This window comes from Stutzerimonas kunmingensis, assembly GCF_021432085.1.
Lineage (GTDB): Bacteria > Pseudomonadota > Gammaproteobacteria > Pseudomonadales > Pseudomonadaceae > Stutzerimonas.
Genome location: NZ_CP090366.1, coordinates 686,815 through 709,507, shown reverse-complemented (window position 1 = coordinate 709,507; position 22,693 = coordinate 686,815). Strand labels below are relative to the sequence as shown.

General features: G+C 65.3%; 19 protein-coding genes. 9 read left to right on the top strand and 10 right to left on the bottom strand.

All coding sequences use genetic code 11. The features are described 5' to 3' along the window. Positions 1-99: 99 nt before the first annotated feature. Positions 100-2,022 carry a methyl-accepting chemotaxis protein gene (locus tag LW136_RS03235; RefSeq protein WP_234174653.1) on the top strand — a complete coding sequence of 641 codons (1,923 nt, stop codon included), beginning with the start codon at positions 100-102 and terminating at the stop codon, positions 2,020-2,022. A gap of 42 nt (positions 2,023-2,064) precedes the next feature. Here the strand turns inward: LW136_RS03235 and bfr are convergent, their stop codons facing one another. Beyond that, positions 2,065-2,532 carry a bacterioferritin gene (gene bfr, locus LW136_RS03230; RefSeq protein WP_234174652.1) on the bottom strand — a complete coding sequence of 156 codons (468 nt, stop codon included), beginning with the start codon at positions 2,530-2,532 and terminating at the stop codon, positions 2,065-2,067. Between the two features lie 246 nt (positions 2,533-2,778). On the opposite strand from bfr, the gene LW136_RS03225 reads away from it, so the two are divergent. The 3 genes from LW136_RS03225 to LW136_RS03215 are packed head-to-tail and all read left to right on the top strand — an operon-like array spanning position 2,779 to position 8,385. Further along, positions 2,779-3,858 (top strand): efflux RND transporter periplasmic adaptor subunit, encoded by a 1,080-nt coding sequence (locus tag LW136_RS03225; RefSeq protein ID WP_234174651.1) that lies wholly within the window; start codon positions 2,779-2,781, stop codon positions 3,856-3,858. Positions 3,859-3,862: 4 nt separating this feature from the next. Beyond that, positions 3,863-6,907, top strand: a complete 3,045-nt coding sequence (locus LW136_RS03220) for an efflux RND transporter permease subunit (RefSeq protein ID WP_234174650.1) — start codon at positions 3,863-3,865, stop codon at positions 6,905-6,907. After that, the gene (locus tag LW136_RS03215) at positions 6,904-8,385 is read left to right on the top strand and encodes an efflux transporter outer membrane subunit (protein WP_234174649.1); all 1,482 of its coding nucleotides are present in this window, start codon (positions 6,904-6,906) and stop codon (positions 8,383-8,385) included. The genes LW136_RS03220 and LW136_RS03215 overlap by 4 nt, the downstream gene beginning before the upstream one ends. A gap of 89 nt (positions 8,386-8,474) precedes the next feature. On the opposite strand, the gene LW136_RS03210 is transcribed toward LW136_RS03215, so the two are convergent. Then, on the bottom strand, positions 8,475-9,365 hold the full coding sequence (locus LW136_RS03210; RefSeq protein ID WP_234174648.1) for a PA4780 family RIO1-like protein kinase: 891 nt from the start codon (positions 9,363-9,365) through the stop codon (positions 8,475-8,477). Positions 9,366-9,522: 157 nt separating this feature from the next. Between LW136_RS03210 and ada the strand changes: the two genes are divergently transcribed. The 3 genes from ada to LW136_RS03195 are packed head-to-tail and all read left to right on the top strand — an operon-like array spanning position 9,523 to position 11,695. Then, complete coding sequence (gene ada / locus LW136_RS03205) at positions 9,523-10,563, top strand: bifunctional DNA-binding transcriptional regulator/O6-methylguanine-DNA methyltransferase Ada (RefSeq protein WP_234175234.1); 1,041 nt, start codon at positions 9,523-9,525, stop codon at positions 10,561-10,563. A 52-nt stretch (positions 10,564-10,615) separates the two neighbouring features. After that, positions 10,616-10,858, top strand: coding sequence for a hypothetical protein (locus tag LW136_RS03200; RefSeq protein WP_041015978.1), 243 nt, complete (start codon positions 10,616-10,618; stop codon positions 10,856-10,858). A 51-nt stretch (positions 10,859-10,909) separates the two neighbouring features. Continuing rightward, complete coding sequence (locus LW136_RS03195; RefSeq protein ID WP_101275137.1) at positions 10,910-11,695, top strand: TatD family hydrolase; 786 nt, start codon at positions 10,910-10,912, stop codon at positions 11,693-11,695. A gap of 12 nt (positions 11,696-11,707) precedes the next feature. On the opposite strand, the gene LW136_RS03190 is transcribed toward LW136_RS03195, so the two are convergent. The 4 genes from LW136_RS03190 to nfi all read right to left on the bottom strand — a co-directional run bounded on the left by LW136_RS03190 (position 11,708) and on the right by nfi (position 16,238). Next, complete coding sequence (locus tag LW136_RS03190) at positions 11,708-13,738, bottom strand: methyl-accepting chemotaxis protein (protein ID WP_234174647.1); 2,031 nt, start codon at positions 13,736-13,738, stop codon at positions 11,708-11,710. Positions 13,739-14,003: 265 nt separating this feature from the next. Beyond that, complete coding sequence (gene ampE, locus LW136_RS03185; RefSeq protein ID WP_234174646.1) at positions 14,004-14,840, bottom strand: regulatory signaling modulator protein AmpE; 837 nt, start codon at positions 14,838-14,840, stop codon at positions 14,004-14,006. A 15-nt stretch (positions 14,841-14,855) separates the two neighbouring features. Further along, positions 14,856-15,407, bottom strand: coding sequence for a 1,6-anhydro-N-acetylmuramyl-L-alanine amidase AmpD (gene ampD, locus LW136_RS03180; protein WP_014819076.1), 552 nt, complete (start codon positions 15,405-15,407; stop codon positions 14,856-14,858). A 102-nt stretch (positions 15,408-15,509) separates the two neighbouring features. After that, positions 15,510-16,238 (bottom strand): deoxyribonuclease V, encoded by a 729-nt coding sequence (gene nfi / locus LW136_RS03175; RefSeq protein WP_234174645.1) that lies wholly within the window; start codon positions 16,236-16,238, stop codon positions 15,510-15,512. A 157-nt stretch (positions 16,239-16,395) separates the two neighbouring features. On the opposite strand from nfi, the gene LW136_RS03170 reads away from it, so the two are divergent. Beyond that, complete coding sequence (locus LW136_RS03170; RefSeq protein ID WP_234174644.1) at positions 16,396-17,385, top strand: GlxA family transcriptional regulator; 990 nt, start codon at positions 16,396-16,398, stop codon at positions 17,383-17,385. 160 nt (positions 17,386-17,545) lie between these two features. Here LW136_RS03170 and zapE read toward each other — a convergent pair whose 3' ends face one another. From zapE to LW136_RS03155, 3 genes are all read right to left on the bottom strand, one after another. Then, on the bottom strand, positions 17,546-18,640 hold the full coding sequence (gene zapE / locus LW136_RS03165) for a cell division protein ZapE (RefSeq protein WP_014819073.1): 1,095 nt from the start codon (positions 18,638-18,640) through the stop codon (positions 17,546-17,548). Between the two features lie 169 nt (positions 18,641-18,809). Then, positions 18,810-20,168: a tryptophan--tRNA ligase gene (locus LW136_RS03160; protein ID WP_234174643.1), complete on the bottom strand. Its 1,359-nt coding sequence runs from the start codon at positions 20,166-20,168 to the stop codon at positions 18,810-18,812. Between the two features lie 49 nt (positions 20,169-20,217). Then, positions 20,218-20,844 carry an alpha/beta hydrolase gene (locus LW136_RS03155; protein ID WP_042926665.1) on the bottom strand — a complete coding sequence of 209 codons (627 nt, stop codon included), beginning with the start codon at positions 20,842-20,844 and terminating at the stop codon, positions 20,218-20,220. 138 nt (positions 20,845-20,982) lie between these two features. On the opposite strand from LW136_RS03155, the gene LW136_RS03150 reads away from it, so the two are divergent. Further along, positions 20,983-21,414 carry a Z-ring associated ZapG family protein gene (locus LW136_RS03150; protein ID WP_003298586.1) on the top strand — a complete coding sequence of 144 codons (432 nt, stop codon included), beginning with the start codon at positions 20,983-20,985 and terminating at the stop codon, positions 21,412-21,414. 52 nt (positions 21,415-21,466) lie between these two features. On the opposite strand, the gene nadC is transcribed toward LW136_RS03150, so the two are convergent. Then, a complete protein-coding gene (nadC, locus tag LW136_RS03145; protein ID WP_234174642.1) occupies positions 21,467-22,315 on the bottom strand; it encodes a carboxylating nicotinate-nucleotide diphosphorylase in 849 nt (282 codons plus the stop codon). Positions 22,316-22,693: the final 378 nt, after the last annotated feature.

Sequence of the window (22,693 nt, the reverse complement as noted above, 5' to 3'; positions counted from 1 at the left end):
CAAGTTCGTATGCTCGCGGCCGAAAGAGGGCCCGAAGACACCCGCGGGCCGCCGGCAAGGCACCCGCTCGGATCGAACTATTCATCTGATTGGAATGACATGAACAACTGGTTTGCAAACATCGGCGTCAGCAGGAAGCTCGCACTGGGCTTCGGTGCCGTGCTGATCTTGACCCTCATCCTCGCCTGGAACGGCTGGGGCAGCCTCGGCAGTGTCATCCAGCGCAGCGGCTGGATGACCGAAATCTCATTGCTGAACAAGACGCTGACCGACCTGCGTATCGCCCGCCTGCAATTCATGCTGGCCAATGGTGACAACGAATCCACCGAGCGTCTGGACAAGAACCTGGGCATCTACCTCGCCCAGCAGACCAAGCTGCTGGAAACCTTCAAGAACCCGGTCAACGTCGCCCAGCTCAAGGAGCAGGCCGGCTACAACGCGCAGTATCAGAATTCGCTGAACGACATGCGCAAGGCCTATGCCCAGGCCAACGCCTCGCGGCAGATCATCGACCAGGCCGCAGGCCGTCTGAGCGAGCTGATGGCTGGCGTGAACCGTCAGGTGCTGCAGCTCTCGGACTATGACGAGGGCCGTTTCGCACAATTCCAGGCGATCACCCAGATCGAAGACGACGTGCAGCGTGCGCAGTACCTGCTGCGCGTCTACATGAGCAGTCCGGGTGCCGAGGCGGCGAAGGCGATCTACGCCCAGCTCGACGCCGCGCAGGCCACCCTCGGCCGTCATGCCGGCGCACTGGACGCCGGCAGCGGCGCGGCGCTGCAGCAGATGCGCACGGTGCTCGGCGAGTACCGCAGCGCCATCGAGGCGCTGGAGAAGGCCACCCAGGCAATCGCCAAGGCGCGCCAGGAGATGACCGACCAGCAGAAGGAAATCGTCCGTATCAGCGACTCGCTCTACCAGTTCCAGCTCGACCAGCTCGACGTGGAAAGCGCCGCAGCACGCACGCGCCTGATCGTCAGCGCGCTGCTGGCCCTAGTGCTGGGAATGCTGGCCGCTTGGCTGATCACCCGGCAGATCATCCTGCCGCTGCGTGCCACCCTGGCTGACGTCGAGCGCATCGCTTCCGGCGACCTCAGCGCCACCGCACAGGTTCAGCGCCGCGACGAGCTGGGCGTGCTGCAGCGCGGCATCCAGCAGATGGGCTCGACCCTGCGCGAGCTGATCGGCGGCATCCGCGATGGTGTCAGTCAGATCAGCGCCGCCGCCGAGGAGCTCTCGGCCGTCACCCAGCAGACCAGCGCCGGCGTGAACAGCCAGAAGGAAGAAACCGATCAGGTCGCCACCGCCATGCACGAGATGTCGGCGACCGTTCAGGAAGTCGCGCGCAATGCCGAACAGGCCGCGCTGGCCGCCACCGAGGCGGACGGCGAAGCCCGGGAAGGCGATCGCGTGGTCACCGAGGTGGTCACCCAGATCGAACGCATGGCCAGCGCCGTGGTGCGCTCCACCGAGGCGATGAAGGCACTGCAGGAAGAGAGCGACAAGATCGGCAGCGTGATGAACGTGATTCGGGCGGTGGCCGAGCAGACCAACCTGCTGGCGCTCAACGCCGCCATCGAAGCCGCCCGTGCCGGCGAGGCCGGACGCGGATTCGCCGTGGTCGCCGACGAGGTCCGCGGCCTGGCGCAGCGTACGCAGAAGTCCACCGAGGAAATCGAAGAGCTGGTCGCCGCGCTACAGAACGGCACCCAGCAGGTTGCCTCGATCATGCACACCAGCCGCGACCTGACCGACAGCGGCGTCGAGCTGGCGCGCCGGGCCGGTGCTTCACTGGGCAGCATCACCCGCACCGTGTCGAACATCCAGGCGATGAACCAGCAGATCGCCGCGGCCGCCGAGGAGCAGAGCGCGGTGGCCGAGGAGATCAGCCGCAGCGTGGTGAACGTGCGCGATGTGTCGGAACAGACCGCCGCCGCCAGCGAGGAAACCGCGGCGTCGAGCACCGAGCTGGCACGTCTGGGCGGTCAATTGCAGTCGATGGTGAGCCGCTTCCGGCTCTGAAGGAACCCCGCGAGGCAGGCCCTGCCTCGCGGGGTGGAAGGCTCAGCTGGCCTGAGATTGCAGGTAGTTCTGCAGACCGATGCGGTCGATCAGGCCGAGCTGCTGCTCGAGCCAGTAGGCGTGGTCTTCCTCCGTGTCGTGCAGCTGCAGCGCCAGCATGTCGCGGGTCGGGTAGTCGCCGTGCTGTTCGGCCAGCGCGATGCCCTGGGCCAGTGCGGCGCGCACCTTGTACTCCAGCGCCAGATCGTTGCGCAGCATGTCCGGCACAGTGTGCCCCGGATTGATCGGCTCCGGCGTCATGTCCGGGGAGCCTTCGAGAAAGAGGATGCGCTGCAACAGCGCATCGGCGTGCTGCGTCTCCTCCTCCATCTCGTGATTGATGCGCTCGTAGAGCTTGCTGAAGCCCCAGTCGGCGTACATTCGCGAATGCAGGAAATACTGATCGCGCGCCGCCAGTTCGCCGCGCAGCAGCTCCTTCAGATAGTCGATTACCGGTGCCTGGCCTTGCATTGCGTATTCCCCATGAGTGATGCGCCTTCAACAGCGGGCAAGCATCCCCGCTGAGTTCACGACGGTCAAGCGCTGCAGAGCCGCAGCCGCGCACCCTTGAGTGTGGCAGAGCCTCGGCAGAAGTCGACCGCCCGGTCACCTCACTTCTACGAACATCGCCAGCGAACTCCTGCGCAGACGCGGGGCTCTACTGTCAGTCCCAACGGGCGCCCGCACGCCCGCAACGCCGATCAGACAGGAGCCACGATGACGTCAACGCGAGCATTCCCAGCGTCCAAGGCCTGGTTGACGATCATCGCCTGTGCGCTGCCGCTGCTCGGTGGTTGTTCCTCGGAGGCCGAGCCGGCACCCGAGCCGCCACGGGTGGCGCTGGTCGAACCGTTGCAGGCGGCCGAGCCGAAAGCCGAGGCGCTGCGCTTCTCCGGCGTGGTGCAGAGCGTGACCTCCACGCAGCTGTCATTCGAGGTGGCCGGCCGTATCGAGCGCATCCTGGTCGACGAAGGTACGCGGGTGCGCCGCGGGCAACCGCTGGCACAGCTGGATCGCACCGACTACCGCCTGCAGCTGCGCGAAGCCGAGGCGCGCCTGCGTCAACTGGAGGCGGATTTGGCACGCAAGCGCACCCTCCTCGCCGAAGGCATCCTCGCCCCCGCCGCAATCGAAGCGCTGCAGGCCAACACCGTGGCCGCACGGGTGGCGCGCGACAGCGCCCAGCGCGACCTCGATCACAGCACGCTGAACGCGCCGTTCGATGGCGTGGTGGCGCGCCGCCTGGCCGAGCCGGACATGGTGGTCGCGGTAGGCACGCCGGTATTCGAGATGCAGGACAACCGCCATATCGAAGTCAGCGTTGATCTACCGGAAACCGCCGCCTTGAGCATTCCGCTCGGCGCCGGTCTACAGGCCGAAGGCGAGCTGGTGATCGCCGATGTGCGCCTGCCGCTGCTCTACAAGGAGCACAGCACCCAGCCTCGTGAAGGCGCGCGGACCTACCGTCTGGTGCTGCGGGGCGAGCCGCCGGAGAATTACAACCTGCTGCCGGGTATGGCCATGCGCGTCAGCATCGAACGTCCGGCGCAGCCGCAGACGACCCGCGACGCCTTTCGCCTGCCGTTGTCGGCGCTGCAGACCGGCAGCGACGGCCAGCACTTCATCTGGCAAGCCGAGGATGGCCGCGCGCGGCGGCAGCCGGTGCAACTCGAGCAGGTCGATGGCAATCAGGCGCTGATTCGCGGCGACGGCCTGCAGGCGCAGATGCCGATCATCGTCGCCGGCGGCAGCAAGCTGCACGACGAGCAGCCGATCGAAGCGCAGGAGCGGAACTGAGCCGATGGATTTCGCCCGCTACGCCATCACCCGCCCGGTCAACATCTGGATTCTGGTACTGATCTGTCTGCTCGGCGGCACCCTCGCCTTCTTCGAGATCGGCCGTCTGGAAGACCCGGAATTCACCATCAAGCAGGCCATCGTCAATGTGCAGTACCCCGGCGCCACGGCGCTGGAGGTCGAGCAACAGGTAACCGAGCCGCTGGAGAGCGCGATCCAGCAGATGTCGCAGATCAAGGAGATCCGCTCGCGCTCGATGCCGGGCATTGCCGAGATTCGCGTGGAGATGCAGGACCGCTACGACGGCGATGCGCTGCCGCAGATCTGGGACGAGTTGCGCAACAAGATCAACGATGCCCAGGGCGACCTGCCACCGGGGATCGAACCGCCGCAGGTCAACGACGATTTCGGCGACGTCTACGGGATTTTCTATGCGCTGACCGGCGACGGCCTGACGCTCAAGGAGCTACACGAGACGGCCAAGGATCTGCGCCGCACGCTGGTGGCCGCCGACGGCGTCGGCAAGGTCGAGATCGCCGGCGTGCAGGAGGAGCGCATCCTCGTGGAGGTCGACCAGGCGCAGCTGGCCGCGATGGGCATCGCCCCCGACGAGATCGCGGCGGCGCTGGCCGATACCGATGCCGCGGTAGATGCCGGCGGCGTGCATGCCGGCGAGTACTTCGTGCGCCTGCGCCCGAGCGGCGCCTTCGATTCGCTCGACGAGCTGCGTGCATTGCCGGTCGGCCAGGGCGCGCAGCGGGTCGAGCTGGGCGCCATCGCCAAGCTGTCGCGCGACTACGCCGAGCGGCCGCGGCAGATCATCCGCCACAACGGCCAGGCGGCACTGACCCTGGGCGTCAGCGGGGTCTCCGGAGCGAATATCGTCGAGGTCGGCCACAGCGTCGAAGCGGCGTTGCAGGCCATCGAACACCGCATGCCACTGGGCGCCGAACTGCATCCGCTGTACGAGCAGCACCAGATCGTCGATGAGTCGGTGAACAGCTTCGCGCTCAACGTGTTCCTCTCGGTGGCCATCGTGGTCGGCGTGCTGTGCATCGCCATGGGTCTGCGCGCCGGCGTCATCATTGGCGCGGTGCTGTTTCTCACCGTGCTCGGCACGCTGCTGGTGATGTGGCTGGCGGGCATCGAGTTGGAGCGGATTTCCCTCGGCGCACTGATCATCGCCATGGGCATGCTGGTCGACAACGCGGTGGTGGTCTGTGACGGCATGCTGGTGCGCCAGCGCCAGGGCAAGAGCATCCTCGAAGCCTCACAGGAAACGCTGCAACAGACGCAGTGGCCGCTGCTCGGCGCCACCATCATCGGCATCCTCGCCTTCGCCGGCATCGGCCTATCCCAGGACACCACCGGCGAATTCCTCTTCTCGCTGTTCTTCGTCATCGCCGTGTCGCTGCTGCTCAGCTGGCTACTGGCGTTGCTGCTGGTGCCGCTGTTCGGTCATTACCTGCTGCGCAACGCCAAGACCGACGAGGACCCCGACGCCGCCTACGACGGCCCCTGGTACAACCGCTACCGCCGACTGGCCGGCGGCGTGCTGCATCGGCCCTGGCTGACGGTCGGCGTGCTAGTGGTGCTGACGGTGGTCAGCATGGTGCTGTTCACCCGCTTGCCGCAGAGCTTCTTCCCGCCGTCGAGCACGCCGCTGTTCTACGTCAATCTGTTCCTGCCACAGGGCACGCATATTCGCGAGACCGCAGAGACCGCCTCTGAAGTGGAGGCGTATTTGGCGGAGCTGGAGGGGGTAAGCGAGGTGTCCAGCTTCATCGGCGCCGGAGCCTCGCGCTTCATGCTGACCTATATGCCGGAGCAGCCGAATTCGTCGCTGATGCATTTTCTCGTGCGCACCGAGGATGCCGAGCTGATCGCCGGGCTGGTGAGGCAGATCAACCAGCAGCTGCCACAACGCTATCCCTCGGCCGACGTCTCGGCTGCGCAGTTCATGTTCGGCCCCAATGCCGAGGCCAAGCTGGAAGCGCGCATCAGCGGCCCGGACATCGAGGTGCTGCGGGCCATTTCCGCCGAGGGTCGCAAGCGCCTGCAGGCCGAAGGCAAGGTTTTCAACGTGCGCGACGACTGGCGCCAGCAGGTACTGGTGCTCCGCCCGCAACTGGCGCTGGATCGCCTTGCCGACGCCGGGCTGACGCGCCAGGCGGTGGCGCGCGCCCTGGCCGCCGGTAGCGAGGGCCAGCGGGTCAGCCTGCTGCGCGAGCGCGACGAACTGATCCCGGTCTTGCTGCGTGCCGCGCCCGAGGACCGTGTCGGCAGCGACGACCTGCTGCAACGTCTGATCTGGAGCCCCGCCGGCACCGGCTACGTGCCGCTGGCACAGGTCGCCGACGGCATCGAGCCGATCAGCGAGGACAGCATCATCGTGCGCTACGACCGCGAGCGCACCATCTCCATTCGCGCCGAACCCCGCGATGGCGAGAACACCAACGAGGCACACCAGCGCATTCGCCCGCTGATCGAGGGCATCGAGCTGCCAGTCAACTACAGCCTGAAGTGGGGCGGCGATTACGAACAGTCTTCCGACGCCCAGCAGGCGCTGGCCAGCACGCTCGCGGTGCCCTACCTGGCGATGGTGCTGGTCACCGTGCTGCTGTTCGCCAGGGTGCGCCAGCCGCTGATGATCTGGCTGGTGGTACCCATGGCGATCTGCGGGGTGAGCTTCGGCCTGCTGCTCACCGGTCAGGCGTTCGGCTTCATGGCACTGCTCGGCCTGCTCAGCCTGACCGGCATGCTGATCAAGAACGCCGTGGTGCTGGTGGACGAGATCGACCGGCAGATCGACGACGAAGTACCGCGCCTGACCGCCATCATCGAAGCCTCGGCGTCGCGCCTGCGACCGGTGATGATGGCCGCCGGCACCACCGTACTGGGCATGGTGCCGCTGCTGTTCGACCCGTTCTTCGCCAACATGGCGGTTACCATCATGGGCGGCCTGGGCTTCGCCACGTTGCTGACGCTGCTGGCGGTGCCGTGCCTGTACCTGCTGTTCATGAAAGTGCGGCCGGAGGAAACTGCATGACTGCCAAGGCCCTGGCCGCTCCGCTGCTGCTCGCCCTGGCCCTGAGTGCCTGCTCCAGCGCACCACAGCATGCCGATCCGCAACTGCCGGAAGGTTGGTTCAGTGCCGCCGGTGCGCACCCGGCCGATGCCGAGTCGCTGGCCGTCTGGTGGCGCCAGTTCGATGACCCGCAGCTCACCGCGCTGGTTAGCCGCGCCATGCAGCAGAACCACGATGTGCGCCTAGCCATGGCGCGCGTCACCGCAGCGCGAGCCCAGCTGCGCCAGTCGCGCGCCGGCCTGCTGCCGAGCTTCGATCTGCCTGGTTCGGCCAGCCGCCAGTGGAACGAGAACGATCAGGAAGCCGAACCCGACAGCCCGCTGGCCGACTTCATCCCCGACGACGACGTGATCAGCTTCGACACCTGGGAGCTGGCGCTGCAGGCGACCTGGGAGCTGGACCTGTTCGGCGCCACCCGCGCGCGGCGTGACAGTGCCGCTCAGCAGCTGCGCTCGGCCGAAGCGCAGACGATCGCCGCACGGCTGGCCGTGGCCTCTAACACCGCGCAGGGCTATCTGCAGCTGCGCGCGTTGCAGGGCCAGCGCGCCTTGCTGGTCGAAGGCATCGAAGTGGCGCGCGAACTGGAGCGTATCGCCGGGCTGCTGTTCCACGCCGGCGAAGTGACCCGGCTGGACGTCGAAGCCACCTCCGCCGAGCGGGCGTCGCTGGAAGCCGATCTGGACGAGCTGGACATCCACCTGGCCGAAGCGCAGCTGGCGCTGGATACCCTACTCGCCGAGCCGCCGGGCAGCACCGCCACGCGGCTCGCCGCCAGCGCGCCGGTGCCACTGGCCGAGGAGCGCATCGCCCCGGGCCAGCCCATCGACCTGCTGCGCCGCCGCCCGGATCTTATCGCCGAAGCCGCACGGTTGGACGCCGCCGAGCTGCAATCGCTGGCCGCCCGCCGCGATCTGTTCCCCAAGCTGGCGGTGCAGGCCGCGGTGGGCCGCTCCGGCTTCGCTCTGGGAGACGCGATATCCGGCGCCTCCAACTTCGCCCGGGTCGGCGCGACGTTCGGCCTGCCGTTGCTGGACTATCCTCGCCGCGGCGCCGCCATCGACCTCGCCGATGCCGAGGGCGAGACGGCCTACGTCGCCTTCGAGCAGGCGCTGGCCCGCGCGCTGGAGGAAGTCGAACGGGGCCTGACGAGGATGGCCGGTCAGCAGCGCAGGCACGCATCCCTCAGCCGTACCCGCGAGCACCGTGAACGGGCGCATCGGCTGGCGCAGCGCAGCTACGAGCTGGGTGAGGCAAACCTGAGCGAGGTGCTGGACGCCCAGCGCGGTGCGCTACAGGCCCGCCAGCGCGCACTGGAAGGCCGGACCGCGCTGGCGACGGCGCAGGTGGCGTTGTATGTGGCATTGGGGGGTGGGTGGAAGGCGGCGTCCGCGGATAACGCGGACGCTGGGGCAAGGTCTACAGGGCAATCGACGCACTGAATACCTTGGCTAAGCGGAGTCTTGGAGATCTCCGCTAGCCGATAACTGCACAGAAGCAGCAGTCTTCGGGCTTCGCCAGAGACGGCCGATCAGCCCTTCATCCACGGCGGCTCCGGCGGCTCATCCTTCGGTGCATCGTCAGCGCTGCGCAAGGCCTCCCGGCGCTCCTGCTCGGCCAGCGTGGCCTTGATCTCGCGCATTACCGCATCGATATCCGCGGCATCTTCCGGCTCGGCAAATTCCCCGGTCAGCTCGGTTTCGGTGGTCAGCTTGCCCTGCTCGTACAGCGCCCACATCTCCTTGGCGTAACGGGTGAACTTGAGTTCCGGGGCGAACCGACCGAAATAGGCCGACATGTTGCCGACATCGCGCTCGAGCATTTCGAACGCATGGTTGTTGCCGGCGGCATCCACTGCCTGCGGCAGGTCGATAATCACCGGGCCGTGCTCATCGAGCAGTACGTTGAACTCGGACAGGTCACCGTGCACCAGCCCCGCGCAGAGCATCTTGACCACTTCGTGAATCATGAACGCATGGAACTCGCGGGCGTCGTCCGGATGCAGGTCGACGTCATTAAGCCGTGGCGCGGCGTCGCCATCCTCGCCGGCGATCATCTCCATCAGCAGCACGCCGTCGAGAAAGTCGTAGGGTTTGGGGACGCGCACGCCGGCGTCGGCCAGGCGGAACAGCGCCGCGACCTCGGCGTTCTGCCAGTTGTCTTCCTTCTCCTTGCGCCCGTGCTTGGAGCCCTTGGCCATGGCGCGCGCATCACGACTGCTGCGCACCTTGCGGCCTTCCTGGTATTTCACGGCCTGGCGGAAGCTGCGCTTGTTGGCTTCCTTGTAGACCTTGGCGCAGCGCAGCTCATCGCCACAGCGCACCACGTATACCGCTGCTTCCTTGCCGCTCATAAGCGGCCGCAGCACCTCGTCGATCAGGCCATCCTCGATCAGCGGTTCGAGTCGTTTAGGCGTTTTCATCAGCGGCTTGCAGGTCCTTCTCGGTCAGGGCGATGCTGCAGGTTACGGCAATCACGGGGCGGCTTCCATGCTCCCCATCGACTTTGAAAGCACGCTTTGGATTGGCGCACGTCCGGCCAGGACCGACAATCGCAGCATCAACCAGGGGAGTCGCGCCATGCTCGACCAGGACCGCTGCTGGCAAGCGCTATGCGAACGCGATGCCGCCTTCGATGGCCGCTTCGTGTTCGCCGTGCGCTCGACAGGTATTTTCTGCCGACCCAGCTGCCCGGCACGCCGGCCAGCTCGCGAGCGGACGGCGTTCTACACCGATCCAGCGGCAGCCCAGGCCGCCGGTTACCGGCCATGTCGCCGCTGTTCGCCCTGCGGCCCGAGCCCGAGCGAGCAGCTCGATGCGCTGGTGATCGCCGCCTGCCGCCTGCTCGACGAAACCGAGACGCCGCTGCCGCTGCAGCAGCTGGCCGCGCGCATCGGGTTGTCGCCGGCCTATCTGTCACGGGCATTCAAGGCGCGCACCGGCATGACCCCGCGGGCGTGGTCGGCGGCGCGCCGCCGCGAACGTCTGGAAACCCACCTGACCGAGGCCGACTCGGTACTCGATGCCGCCCTCGCTGCCGGCTACTCCGGCACGCGGGCACCCTATGCGGACGCCCAGGCACTGACGCCGGCCCAGCGCCGCCGCAAAGGTGCGGGCGAAACCCTGCGCTACGCCCTGGCGCCCTGCCCGCTCGGCCAGCTGCTGGTCGCCAGCAGCGACAAAGGCATCTGCGCCCTGCTGTTCGGCGACGACCAGACAGCGCTGGAAGACGAGCTGCGCTCACGCTTTGCCGCGGCACGGTTGCAGCGCGACCAGGAAGGCCTGGGTGAGTGGCTGCAGGCAATCGTCAGCCAACTGGAAGAACCGCAGCGTGCCGCCCAGCTGCCGCTCGATCTGCGCGGCACGGCCTTTCAGCAGCGCGTCTGGCAGGCGTTGCAGCAGATTCCCGCCGGCGAGACGCGTCGCTACGGTGAGCTGGCGGCAACCCTCGGCAGCCACGCCCGTGCGGTGGCCCGCGCCTGCGCCAGCAACCCCGTCGGCCTGCTGGTGCCCTGCCATCGCGTGGTCGGCAGTCATCAGGCGCTGACCGGCTATCGCTGGGGGCTGGAACGCAAGGCGGCGTTGCTCGAGCGCGAAGCACAAGGAGACTCGGGAGCCTGAGCGGATTTCGGCGGTCGGATACTTCAGTGCCGCCAACCGCAGGAAGCCCGCCATGACCGATCTGAAGCGTTACCGCATCCACTACTGCATCAACGGCGAGCCCGCCTCGCTGCTGATCAGCTCGTTCGAAGTGCCCGGTCTGGAGCAGGCCGAACTGGAAATACTGCTGCATTACGTCCGCGAGCCGCGTGCGGCGGTCGACGCCCCCTGGGAAAACCCGATACGCCCCAGCGAAGCCAGCCGGCTTGAAGAGCTGGGCGTCAGCGACATTCAGATCGAAGAGGAAAGCCACTGAAGGCCATGTAGCATTACGCGCCCGCCCACCGCCGACCGTACGGAGCCTGTCGTGCAGCTTATCGACACCCATACCCACCTCGATTTCGAGATGTTCGATGATGACAGGACCCAGGTCATCGCCCGCAGCGCGGCCGCTGGCGTCGAGCGCATCGTGGTACTCGGCGTGCACGAAGCGAATCTGGAGCGGGTCTGGCAACTAGCCTGCGAGCAGCCAGCGGTTCATGCTGCGCTGGGCCTTCACCCGGTGTTCATCGCCGAGCACCGGGACGAGCACCTGGGCAAGCTGCGCGACTGGCTGGAGCAGCTACGCGGTGAGCCTAAACTCTGCGCCATCGGCGAGATCGGCCTGGATTATTACGTCGAGGACCCGGACATCGAGCGCCAGCACGAACTGCTCGAAGCGCAGCTGGCGCTGGCTGCGGAGTTCGAGCTGCCGGTGCTGCTGCACGTACGCCGCGCCCACGCACCGATGATCGCCATGCTCAAACGCTACAAGCTGCAGCGCGCCGGCATCGTGCACGCCTTCAGTGGCAGCTGGGAGGAAGCTCAGGAATACCTGCGCCTCGGCTTCAGGCTCGGCCTCGGGGGTGCCGGTACCTGGCCACAGGCGCTGCGCATGCAGCGGGTGCTCAAGCAACTGCCGCTGGAGGCCATCGTGCTGGAAACCGACTCGCCGGATATCCCACCAGCCGGCCACGCCGGCGAGCGCAACAGCCCGGAACTGCTGCCGGATATCTGCCGGATGCTGGCCGATCTGAAGGGTGTCAGCGCCGAAGAGCTGGCCGCAGCCAGCTATCGCAACAGCTGTGAACTGTTCGGCTGGCCGCAGCCCTGATCATCGCCGCGGTCAGACCCGGAACGCGCCGATCAGCTGCTGCAGGCGTCCCACCAGCTGGGACAGTTCGCGACTCGCCTGCTCGGTGTGCCCGGCGCCCTCGGCGGTGCGCTGGCCGGCCTCGTTGATCGCGACGATATTGCGATCGATATCGTGCGCCACGGCTGTCTGCTGCTCAGCCGCAGCGGCGATCTGCTGGTTCTGATCGACGATCAGCCCCACCGCGCCGAGGATGTTTTCCAGCGCCTGCTCGACCCGCCCCGACTGGCCAACGGTGTCTTCGGCCAGCGTATGGCTGGCATGCATGGTTTTCACCGCTGCGCCGACACCATTGTGCAGGCGAGCGATCATCTGCTCGATTTCCGCGGTGGACTTCTGCGTCCGCTGCGCCAGCCCGCGCACCTCGTCTGCGACCACCGCGAAGCCACGGCCCTGCTCGCCCGCACGCGCGGCCTCGATGGCCGCATTGAGGGCCAGCAGGTTGGTCTGTTCGGCGATGGTCTTGATCACGTCCAGCACCTGGCTGATCGCCTTGCTGTCGTCGGCCAACTGGTTGATCACCTGCACCGACTGCTCGATCTCGCCGGCCAGCCGCTGGATACCGCCGACCTGCGCTACCACCAGCTCGCGCCCGCTGACGGTTTCCTCGTTGACGCTCTGTGCGCTGCCAACTGCGGCCTCGGCACTGCTGGCGACCTCCTGGGCGGTGGCGGACATCTCGTTCATCGCCGTGGCGACCTGCTCGATCTGCCCACGCTGCTCGGATACCGTCTGATTGCTCTCGCCGGAGACGCTTTCGACCCGCTGTGCCTGGCGTTCGACTTCGGCGACGGTCTGCCCGACTCGCTCGATCAGCTCGCGGATCTGCGCCACGGTGGTATTGAACACCTGGCCCAGCTCGCCAAGCTCATCGCGGCTCTGTACCTGATAGCGCACGGTCATGTCACCGGCGGCGACCTTGTCCATGATCCTGCCGAGACTGTGCAGCGAGGCGCGCGTCGAGGCGTAGAAGCCTGCGTACAGATACGCCACCAGGCACAGCACCACCGCCAGTGCCGAAAGCAGCAGGGTCATGAGCAGGCGCTTCTGCTCCAGCCGCTCGGCAAGCTCCACCTCGAGGAAACCGAGAATGGCGTCGTTCAGCTCGTAGGTCTTGCCCATCTGCGCGCTGATGCGCTCGTAGAACTGCTCCCAAGGCAGGTCCAGCGCCTCGGCCATGATCACCTCGTCCTGCAGAATCTCGCTGCTCGCCTGCAGGGACTCACGACTGGCGGTGGCGAAGGCGTCGAGCCGGGTACGCGCGGCCTGGCTTGCGCCTAGGGCATCCTGCAACTGTGCGGCGTACTGCGCCTGCTGCTTTTCCAGTTCCAGCACGAGGTTGTCCAGCGTATTGCTGGCATCGGAGTTCAGGTAGCCCTGGCCGAACGTGTAGGAGCCCACCGCGCGCCCCTCGCCGAGCGATGCGCTGATGGCCGGGGTTACCGTGGTCAGCAGCTCGGCCAACAGACGGACCTCACGCTCGAGATCCTGGCTGAGGCCAGACTGGCCGGCGACGAGCTTGATTATCACCTGCGACTGACCCAGCAGGGACTCGGCCATGGCTGCCTTGGACTGCAACGATTGCTCGGCCTGGGCGGCGTTCAGGCCGGTCACCAGCTCGTCGCGACGGGCATTGAATTCGGTCACCTGCTCGGGCGCATCGCCAACCGGCGCGAGCGCCTGCAGCTGCGCCGTAAGCTCGCTTTCGACGCGGTTCAGACGGGTCTTCAACGCCTCGACATTGCCGGTCTGGCCGATGATCGACTCGATATGCACGAGGTCTTTCCAGTCTTCCATGCTACGCCGCACCTGCAGGGTCGAGCCAAGCAGCTCGAGGCTCTGCAGCTCGTTACGGGTACCGACATACGCCCGGTACGAGTCGCGCACCAGGTAGTAGTTGCTCAGCAGCATTGGAACGAAAAACAGGACGCTGACCAGGCTGAACTTCATGCCGAAGCTCAGGCGGTTCATGAACGCAATCGCGGGATACAACAGGCTATTCACACGACGTCTCCCAATTTTATTGGTATTGGCTTGCACGCAGTTGCAGCGCGCAGCAGGGCTCGTCAGAGAGTGGCTTCTGCCCGGGTTATACGGGATATCGGTAAGCGTTTTTGTAACTTAAGGTAATGGCCAAATGATGGCTCTTCGACAGGTATCAACCCGACGCTCGGCGAGGCGTCTGGCCTGCGGGTTACAGCGATTCGGCGGTGGAGCCCCATACAGAGGCGTTATGGACGTCCATTAGCGGCGCCGCTGGCCAAAAGCCTCAGGCGAGGATCGTCCAGACTGCGATCACCGCATACCAGAACACCCGTGTACGTACGAGCAATGCCGCGATCCCGTCGAGCCTCGCGATGCCCGCCTCGCCGTCGACCGCGGGCGGAAGATCGGCGGCCAACGGACCGGCATCGGCCAACAGCCGCCGGGCTGGCACATCCCAGCTCAGCAACTCGTGCAACAGCGCCCGGTTGACCGCGACGAAGTTGCCGACCAGCGCAAAACTGCCGAGCAACACCCGCACCGGCAACCAGTCGAAGGCATGCCGCAGCTGCTCAGCCCGCTCGCGCAATCCTTCAAGCTCAGTGTGCTCGGCGCACAGCGCCAGCAGCCGGTACGCCAGCGCCGCCATCGGCCCGAGCAGCAGGTACCAGAAGATCACCGCAAAAAAACCCTCGTAGCTGCGCCACAGCAGCCAGGACTGCACCGCTGCCAACAGGCTCGGCGGGTCCTGCGCCTGCAGGCCGGCGTCACGTTCGGCGGCCAGCGCGGCGGCTTCATCATCTCCACGGCGCCAGGCGTCGCGGAACGCACCGAGTTCAGCCTTGGCATGGCCGCGGCCGAGGCTGTAGAGCAGCACCAGCAGATGCACCGGCAGGCTCAGCCACCCGTAGGCCAGCGGCTCCAGTGCTAGCAGCACCAGGCCGAGCAGCAGCAACGGGAGCAACACCAGCAACAGCAGCGCCAGCCAGGGCGTCTGTCGCAGACGCGGGCTGGCCTCCGCCTGGCGCAGGCGCGTCAGCCAGGGGCTGTCGTATTGCAGCCGCGGCCGCCAATCAGAGAACTTCTCCACCAGCAGCACGAGCAGGATCACCAGAAAACTCATCGTCCTTTCCTTTCGTCAGCAGGTAATGGAAGCCGCACGCAGCCGCTGCCAGTCGAATGCCGGGCCGGGATCGGTCTTGCGCCCCGGCGCGATATCGCTGTGGCCGCAAACCCGCTCGGGGGTAATCGCTGGAAACGCGCCCTGCAGTACCCGGCACAATCCGATCAGCGCCTGGTATTGCGCCTCACTGAAGGGTTGGTCGTCGGTCCCCTCCAGCTCGATGCCGATGGAGAAATCGTTGCAGCCCTCGCGACCGTCGAAGCAGGACACGCCGGCGTGCCAGGCACGATCCAGACAGGAGACGAACTGAGTGATCGCGCCATCACGCTCGATGAGAAAATGCGCCGACACCTGCAGCTCGGCGATCTCCTCGAAAAACGGGTGCTCATGGCATTGCAGACAATTCTGGAAGAACTGCTGAACCTTGCCGGTGCCGAACTGCCCCGGCGGCAGGCTGATGTTGTGGATCACCAGCAGGGAAATCTCGCCGGCCGGCCGCTGGTTGAAGTTCGGTGACGGGCAGTGGCGAACGCCCTGACACCAACCGGTAGCGCAATCCAGAATCATCGTAGGGTCCGAGCTGACAACAGGCCCGCAGGCTAGCGCCTGCGAGACGCCAGCTGCAAGCGTCGCCACGGTCGCGGGCAATCCCGGTTACAACTGCTTTAACTACTCGGCCGCTCCAGACAAGCGCCGCGCGGCGGCCTTTTCTTCCCGCCGCGATGCCAGCCGGTCGGCCAGCCGGGTCGGCTCCGGCAGGCGATAGCGCGTGACATAACGCATCACCAGCTGCGGTGCGGTGACGATGCTGACCCGGTTACCCGGGGAAATGATCAGCGGCCGCACCTTGTCCTTGCTGCGCAGCACGCAGCCGATCACTTCGCCGGTCTTCTTGTCGCGCAACTCGACCTGTGCACCACGCGCCAGATCCAGCTCGTCGTGCGCCCCGGTGAGCAGCTTCTTTGCCACGCCGATGGTGGGCAGGCCGGTCACCACGCCCAGGTGAGCAGCAATGCCCAGGCGGCGCGGGTGGGCGATGCCGTGGCCGTCGGAAAAGATCAGGTCGGGAACGGCCGGCAGTTCGCCGAGCGCCTGCAGCACCGCGGGTAGCTCACGGAACGAAAGCAGGCCCGGAATGTAGGGCATGTTCGTCGGAATTCGCGCCAGGCTGCTGCCGACCAGCTCCAGGGTATCGGCATCCAGCAGCACTGCCGCGGCGCGGGTGATAGTGCCGCCATCCTCGAAACCGACATCCACCCCGGCGATCAATCGCAACGGTGGGAAGTCATCCTGCAAGCTCACCTGCGCCGCCAGCCTCTGCTGCATCGCACGCGCCGCGGCCGGGCTGCCATCCCAATCGCCGAAAGGGGCTGTCGGATACTGACTGTTTTCACTCATCTCTTCGCTCCTGTGCATCAGCGGTTCGACGCCGGGTCGCCATGGCGGTTCAGCCGCATCGTTGCAGCGAAGGCTGGACAGGCGCGCGCAAAAATAGGACGCTCCAGCCGCCACACGGCAGATTTACCCTGTTACTCACCACAATAATTAGAATCGCATGCCCAATCTCGCCTCGATCCAACGCGTCAGCATACTTGCCACCGAAGGGGTGTTCGCCTCAACACTCACCCAGGCCAAGGATTTCTTCCACATGGCCAGCCTGCGCTACGGCAAGCAGCTCGGCCTTGACCTCACCCCTGCTTTCGAAACCCGTCTGGTCAGCCCGGACGGCAAGGCGGTCAGTACCTTCAGCGGTATCGCCATCGCCGTGGATAGTCCGCTGGACGACGCCGATATGGTGATCCTGCCGGCCTTCTGGGGAGATTTCGATGCGCTCTGCGCGCAGCATCCGGGTGTGATGCCCTGGTTGCGCGAGCGTCACGCTGCAGGCAGCGTCATCTGTGGCGAAGCCACCGGCGTGTTCTGGATGGCCCAGGCGGGCCTGCTGGAAGGCCGCGAGGCGACCACCCACTGGCGCTTTGCCAATGACTTCGTCGAGCGCTTCCCCGGTGTGGCTTTCAGCGCCGACAAGCACCTCACCGACAGCGACAACCTCTACTGCGCAGGCGGCACTACCTCGGCCTGCGACCTGTACATGTATCTGGTCGAGCGCTTCTGCGGCGCACACGTGGCCCAAGGCATGGCGCGTGACGTACTTTACGAGCTACAACGCAGTTACAGCCCGGGGCGCTTGGGTTTCGGCGGGCAGAAGCTGCATCTGGATACGCGGATTCTGCAGATACAGGAATGGCTGGAAGCCAACTTCGCCGAAAAGTTTCGCTTCGAGGACGTGGCGCGGCAGCATGGCATGAGCATTCGCAACTTCATGCGCCGCTTCCAGGCAGCCACCGGCGACAAGCCGCTGTACTATCTGCAACGCCTGCGGATCGAGACGGCGAAGAGCCTGCTCGCCACCACCGGCAAGAGCATCAAGACGATCAGCTACGAAGTGGGCTACGACGATGCGAGCTTCTTTGCCCGCCTTTTCCGCCAGCACACCGAGCTGTCACCCAATCACTACCGGCAGAAATACCGGCCTGAGTCGTAAGGGCGACCACGGAACAGCCAAGGCTGGCTTGCTGAAGCAGGATACCGACAGCTGGCATACGCCTTCTTGACGAACACCGCGCCTATTAAGGCGCAGTGCCAGACGTTGCGAGAAAGCGGCCTTTGGCCGCGAAGAGTCGGTCTTCGCGGCCACGCCATGGTCAGGGCTTGTGCGGCCGCGACAGGTACTCGTGCGATTGCATTTCCAGCAGACGGCTCAGGGTGCGCTGGAATTCGAACTCCAGGCGACCACCGGTATAGAGGTCCTTGAGCTCGACCTCGGCGGAGATAATGAGCTTGACGTTGCGGTCGTAGAACTCGTCGACGAGGTTGATGAAGCGGCGCGCCATGTCGTCCTTGGTGACACTCATCTGCTCGACATTGGCCAGCAGGATGGCGCCGAATATCTTGCCCAGTTCGATGTAGTCGTTCTGGCTACGCGGCCCGTCGCAGAGCTCGCGGAACTCGAACCAGGCCACATCGTTGCCGGTCTTCACCGCGCGAATTTCGCGGTTCTCGATCATCAGCGCGTCCTTGTCGACGACCCGGCAGTTCTCCGGCAGCAAGCTCTTGAAGCTGCGTTCCAGGCTCTGCTCGGCCTCGGCATCGAGCGGGAAGTGGAACAGCTCGGCCTGCTCCAGCGCACGCAGGCGATAGTCGATGCCGCTGTCGACGTTGACGATCTCGGTGTGCTTCTTCAGCAGCTCGATGGCCGGCAGGAAGCGCGCACGCTGCAGACCGTCCTTGTACAGACCGTCCGGCACGATGTTGGAGGTCGCCACCAGGCTCACGCCGTTCTTGAACAGCTCTTCGAGCAGCGTGGCAAGAATCATCGCGTCGGTGATATCGGAGACGAAGAATTCGTCGAAACAGATCACCCGCGACTCGTCGGCGAAGCGCTTGCCAATGATGGTCAGCGGGTTCTTTTCACCCTTGAGGGTTTTCATTTCCTCGTGCACGCGCTTCATGAAGCGGTGAAAGTGCGTGCGCGTCTTCTGCTTGAACGGCAATGCGTCGAAGAAGGTATCAACGAGGTAGGTCTTGCCGCGGCCAACGCCGCCCCAGAAGTAGATGCCCTTGATCGGCTCCTGCTGTTTCTTGCCGAACAGCTTGCCGAGCAGGCCGCTCTTGCTGCGATCGTCGGCCACCAGATCGTCGTACAGACGTTGCAGGTGACGCACCGCATTTTCCTGGGCGGCATCGTGGAAGAAGTCAGGACGTTTCAGGTCGGCCTGATAGCGCTCAAGAGGGGTCATGGCGGAGTCTGGGTAGTGAAACGGGGCCGACACTTTAGCCGCGCCCTCGGTGGTTGGCAATTTACTCAGGTCGTTCAAGCGTCAACCCTCCTGGGACACCCATTCTTGGAGATCGCCGCGAAGCCGCGGAACGCAGTCGCAGGGTGCGTTCCGCCCTGGCGGCAGCACGTCAGTCGACGAGCGTGGCCAGCGCCTCGCGTACCCGCAGCATGGCGGCATCGAGCGCTTCGGCGCTCTCATAATGTGGGCTGTCGGCGACGCATTCGTCGTCCAGCCACAGGGTGAATTGATCGCCTTCGTCCTCGCGAAGTTCCAGCGCGTCCGGCCCGCCGGCAATCAACCGCTGGGTCAGGCTGCCGATCGCCTTCGGGTTGCTCAACGGACGGGACAGCAGCAGCTCCTCACCGTCGGGCGCAAAGAAACGAAAGCGGAACGCGCCGTCGGCCTCGCGGAAGCTGGCGAAGCGCGCCACCTTGCTGGACTTCTTCTTGGCTGGCGCTGCACTTTTAACTTCGCTGCGGAAGTTGCGCAGGCCCACTGCCTCGCGCAGCTCACCAAGGAATGGCGTGGCGATTCGGCGCGCCTTGGCCGCACCCGCCTGGAGAATATCCTCCAGCTCGGCGGGCTTGGTGATCAGCTGGTGATACAGCTCGCGCGCCTCGCCGAGCTCGTTGTCGAGCAGCTCGAACAGGCGCTGCTTGGCATCGCCCCAGGCCAGCCCGTCGAGCAGCTCCTGGCGGAACGCATCCTGCTGCTGCGCGGTGGTGAACGCCTGGTAGAGAGTGAACAGGTGCGAGCTGTCGGGGTCCTTCGGCTCGCCCGGCAGGCGCGAGTCGGTGACGATGCGTGCGATCGCGCCCTTGAGCTCCTTGGCGCTGCCGAACAGCGGAATGGTGTTGTCGTAGCTCTTCGACATCTTGCGTCCGTCAAGGCCGGGCAGCGTGGCGACGCCTTCCTCGATCACCGCTTCCGGCAGGGTGAAGAACTCACGACCGTGACCGAACAGATGATTGAAGCGCTGAGCAATGTCGCGGGCCATTTCCACATGCTGGATCTGGTCGCGGCCAACCGGCACCTTGTGCGCGTTGAACATCAGGATGTCCGCCGCCATCAGCACCGGGTAGCTGTAGAGCCCCATGGTCACGCCGGCATCCGGGTCCTCGCCGCTCTCGACGTTCTTGTCCACCGAGGCCTTGTAGGCGTGGGCGCGATTGAGCAACCCCTTGGCGGTGACGCAGGTGAGCAGCCAGGTCAGCTCGGGGATTTCCGGAACGTCGGACTGACGATAGAAGGTCACGCGTTCGGCATCGAGGCCGCATGCCAACCAGGTCGCGGCAATCTCCAGGCGCGAGCGCTGGATACGCAGCGGGTCATCGCACTTGATCAGCGCGTGGTAGTCGGCCAGGAAATAAAAGGAGTCGGCGGCCGCGTCGCGGCTGGCCAGGATGGCCGGGCGGATCGCGCCGGCGTAGTTGCCCAGGTGCGGCGTGCCGGTGGTGGTGATACCGGTCAGGATGCGGGTAGTCATGCAGTCATTCTCGATCGTTGAGCGCGGCGGAGAGGAGCAGGTTCGGGCATCAAAGCCGCGGGGCGACCAGTTCCTTCAATTCCACCAGCTTGCCATGAAAAAAGTGGCCGCATTCTGCCACTTTCAGCAGCTCATGGGGGTGCTGCAGCTGCGCGGAAAAGGTGTACACGGACTCGGCATCGATGACCTCGTCCTGCTCCGGCTGGATGATCGTCAGCTGGCAATCGTCAGCCAACGACAGCTCGACGAGGCGCGACACTGCCGGCGCCACCATCATCAGCCGCTGTACCGCCACGCCCTCCGCGTTCAAACGGTGGGCCAGGTTGCCGGCGACGAACCCGCCGAAGGAGAACCCCAGCAGCGTCAGCGGCAGCTCCGGATTCTGCTCGCGCAGCCAACGCAGCGCAGCCTCGGCGTCATCCACCTCGCCCTCGACCATGTCATGCGCGCCGGCGCTGCCGCCGACACCGCGATAATTGAAGCGCAGCGTGCTGTAGCCGGCGTCGCGAGCGGTGCGCTGCAGGGTCGAGACCACCTTGTTCAGCATGGTGCCGCCCTTGACCGGGTTCGGGTGGCAGATCAGCGCGAGCCCCGTCGGCTGCGATTGATCGAAGTACAGCGCTTCAAGGGTGCCGCAGGGGCCGTCGAGATTGAGGGGGGTTTCGCGTTTCAACAAAGCAGGAACTCCGTGACCTTGGGACGAGTCGACTCGTCTTGCTAACTAGCTGCCAATAACCGCCGCCTCGCGTCGCGGTATACAGAGCAGGTACGAGACGTTAACGTAAGCACAGCCGTTTATATAGAGGAAGGACTCGTGGAACAGACCCTCGCGACCTGGTTGCTCCCGATCGTCGGCCTGATCGCCGGCATCGCCATCGGTTATCTGGTGGCACGCAGCAGCGCACCAAACCGCACACAGCGTCAGGTCGATGACCTGCAAGAGCGTTTCGACACTTATCAGAGTGAGGTGGTTACCCACTTCAACACCACCGCCAGCCTGCTGCGCAAACTGACCAACAACTATCAGGACATTCAGGATCACCTGTCCGACGGCGCCAGCCGCCTCGCACTCGACGAACAGACCCGTCAACGCCTGATGGCCGCACTGCACAGCGAAGAGAACCACGGCACTCGTGAGCGTCTCTCGTCGCCGGCCTTCACCGAGCCGCCGAAGGACTATGCGCCCAAGGGCGACGACACCCCCGGCACCCTGCACGAGAATTTCGGCCTGAAAAGCCGTCACTGACCGATCCGCCTGGCGCAGCCGCTGCGCCAGGCACCGCAACCTCGCCCCGCCCTTACTGCCGCAAGCGCATCGACAGGTCCACCGCCCGCACATGCTTGGTCAGCGCGCCGATGGAGATGTAGTCCACCCCCGTTTCCGCCACGCTGCGCAGCGTTTCATCGCTGATGCCGCCCGACGCTTCAAGCTTGGCCCGCCCCCCATTGATGGCCACCGCGGTGCGCATGTCATCCAGACTGAGCTCGTCCAGCATGACGATATCGGCACCTGCTAGTAGCGCCTGCTCGAGCTCGTCCAGACTCTCCACCTCGATCTCCACAGGCTTGCCCGGCGCGATGTGATGTGCAGCAGCAACCGCCTCGGCGATGCCACCGCAAGCGGCGATGTGGTTTTCCTTGATCAGGAAGGCGTCGTACAAACCGATGCGGTGGTTGTGGCAGCCACCGCAGGTAACGGCATACTTCTGCGCCAGACGCAGCCCGGGTATGGTCTTGCGCGTATCGAGCAAACGCACGCCGGTCCCGTCTACCATGTCCGCGTAGTGACGACAGCGAGTCGCCACGCCCGACAGCAGTTGCAGAAAATTCAGCGCACTGCGCTCGCCGGTGAGCAGCGCCCGCGCCGGCCCCTCGAGATGGAACAGCACCCGGTCAGCCCCGACACGGTCACCATCGGCAACCTGCCAGTGAACCGCAACGCGTGGGTCGACTTGGCGGAATACGGCGTCTACCCACGCCGTTCCACTGATCACTGCCTCCTCGCGAGTGATGACCGACGCATGCGCCAGCCGCTCGGCTGGAATCAACTGCGCCGTGATGTCACCACTGCCGACGTCCTCGGCGAGCGCGCGACGAACGTTGGCATCGATTTCTGCAGATAGATCGGCAAGTGTAAGATTCGGCATGGCTGACTCCTGAAGATTGCGCGGAGTATAAAGGCTGAGTGCTCGCTAACGCAGCGCCAACCTGCGCATCCCGGACGGGTATTCGAGAGGCTTTTTTTACCTCCCGGCGGAAAACCTGCGAGTATCTGTGAGCCAAGTCATGTCCAATGAAAAACCGGCCTTGGCATCGCAATCCGATGCTTATAATGCCCTTCAAGAATATTGACGCCACCGAAATGGCGACACCTTACTGACGAGGTGTCGTTGTAAAATCAGACCGCTCGGCTATGCTGCGCTGGATCCGGTTCGACAGAAGAAACCCGCACTAGATTGCGGGCTCGCCCGGAACCTTCCGCCTTGCCCTGCCGATTTGGTTACCCTTACAAGACGCTGTTTGAA

Excerpts from the sequence above, each read along its gene's own strand:
- LW136_RS03160 (WP_234174643.1), bottom strand. The coding sequence starts at position 20,168 with ATGACTACCCGCATCCTGACCGGTATCACCACCACCGGCACGCCGCAC.
- LW136_RS03215 (WP_234174649.1), top strand. The coding sequence starts at position 6,904 with ATGACTGCCAAGGCCCTGGCCGCTCCGCTGCTGCTCGCCCTGGCCCTG.
- nadC (WP_234174642.1), bottom strand. The coding sequence starts at position 22,315 with ATGCCGAATCTTACACTTGCCGATCTATCTGCAGAAATCGATGCCAAC.
- LW136_RS03200 (WP_041015978.1), top strand. The coding sequence starts at position 10,616 with ATGACCGATCTGAAGCGTTACCGCATCCACTACTGCATCAACGGCGAG.
- zapE (WP_014819073.1), bottom strand. The coding sequence starts at position 18,640 with ATGACCCCTCTTGAGCGCTATCAGGCCGACCTGAAACGTCCTGACTTC.
- LW136_RS03225 (WP_234174651.1), top strand. The coding sequence starts at position 2,779 with ATGACGTCAACGCGAGCATTCCCAGCGTCCAAGGCCTGGTTGACGATC.
- ada (WP_234175234.1), top strand. The coding sequence starts at position 9,523 with ATGCTCGACCAGGACCGCTGCTGGCAAGCGCTATGCGAACGCGATGCC.
- LW136_RS03210 (WP_234174648.1), bottom strand. The coding sequence starts at position 9,365 with ATGAAAACGCCTAAACGACTCGAACCGCTGATCGAGGATGGCCTGATC.
- ampE (WP_234174646.1), bottom strand. The coding sequence starts at position 14,840 with ATGAGTTTTCTGGTGATCCTGCTCGTGCTGCTGGTGGAGAAGTTCTCT.
- LW136_RS03170 (WP_234174644.1), top strand. The coding sequence starts at position 16,396 with ATGCCCAATCTCGCCTCGATCCAACGCGTCAGCATACTTGCCACCGAA.
- LW136_RS03235 (WP_234174653.1), top strand. The coding sequence starts at position 100 with ATGAACAACTGGTTTGCAAACATCGGCGTCAGCAGGAAGCTCGCACTG.
- bfr (WP_234174652.1), bottom strand. The coding sequence starts at position 2,532 with ATGCAAGGCCAGGCACCGGTAATCGACTATCTGAAGGAGCTGCTGCGC.
- ampD (WP_014819076.1), bottom strand. The coding sequence starts at position 15,407 with ATGATTCTGGATTGCGCTACCGGTTGGTGTCAGGGCGTTCGCCACTGC.
- nfi (WP_234174645.1), bottom strand. The coding sequence starts at position 16,238 with ATGAGTGAAAACAGTCAGTATCCGACAGCCCCTTTCGGCGATTGGGAT.
- LW136_RS03220 (WP_234174650.1), top strand. The coding sequence starts at position 3,863 with ATGGATTTCGCCCGCTACGCCATCACCCGCCCGGTCAACATCTGGATT.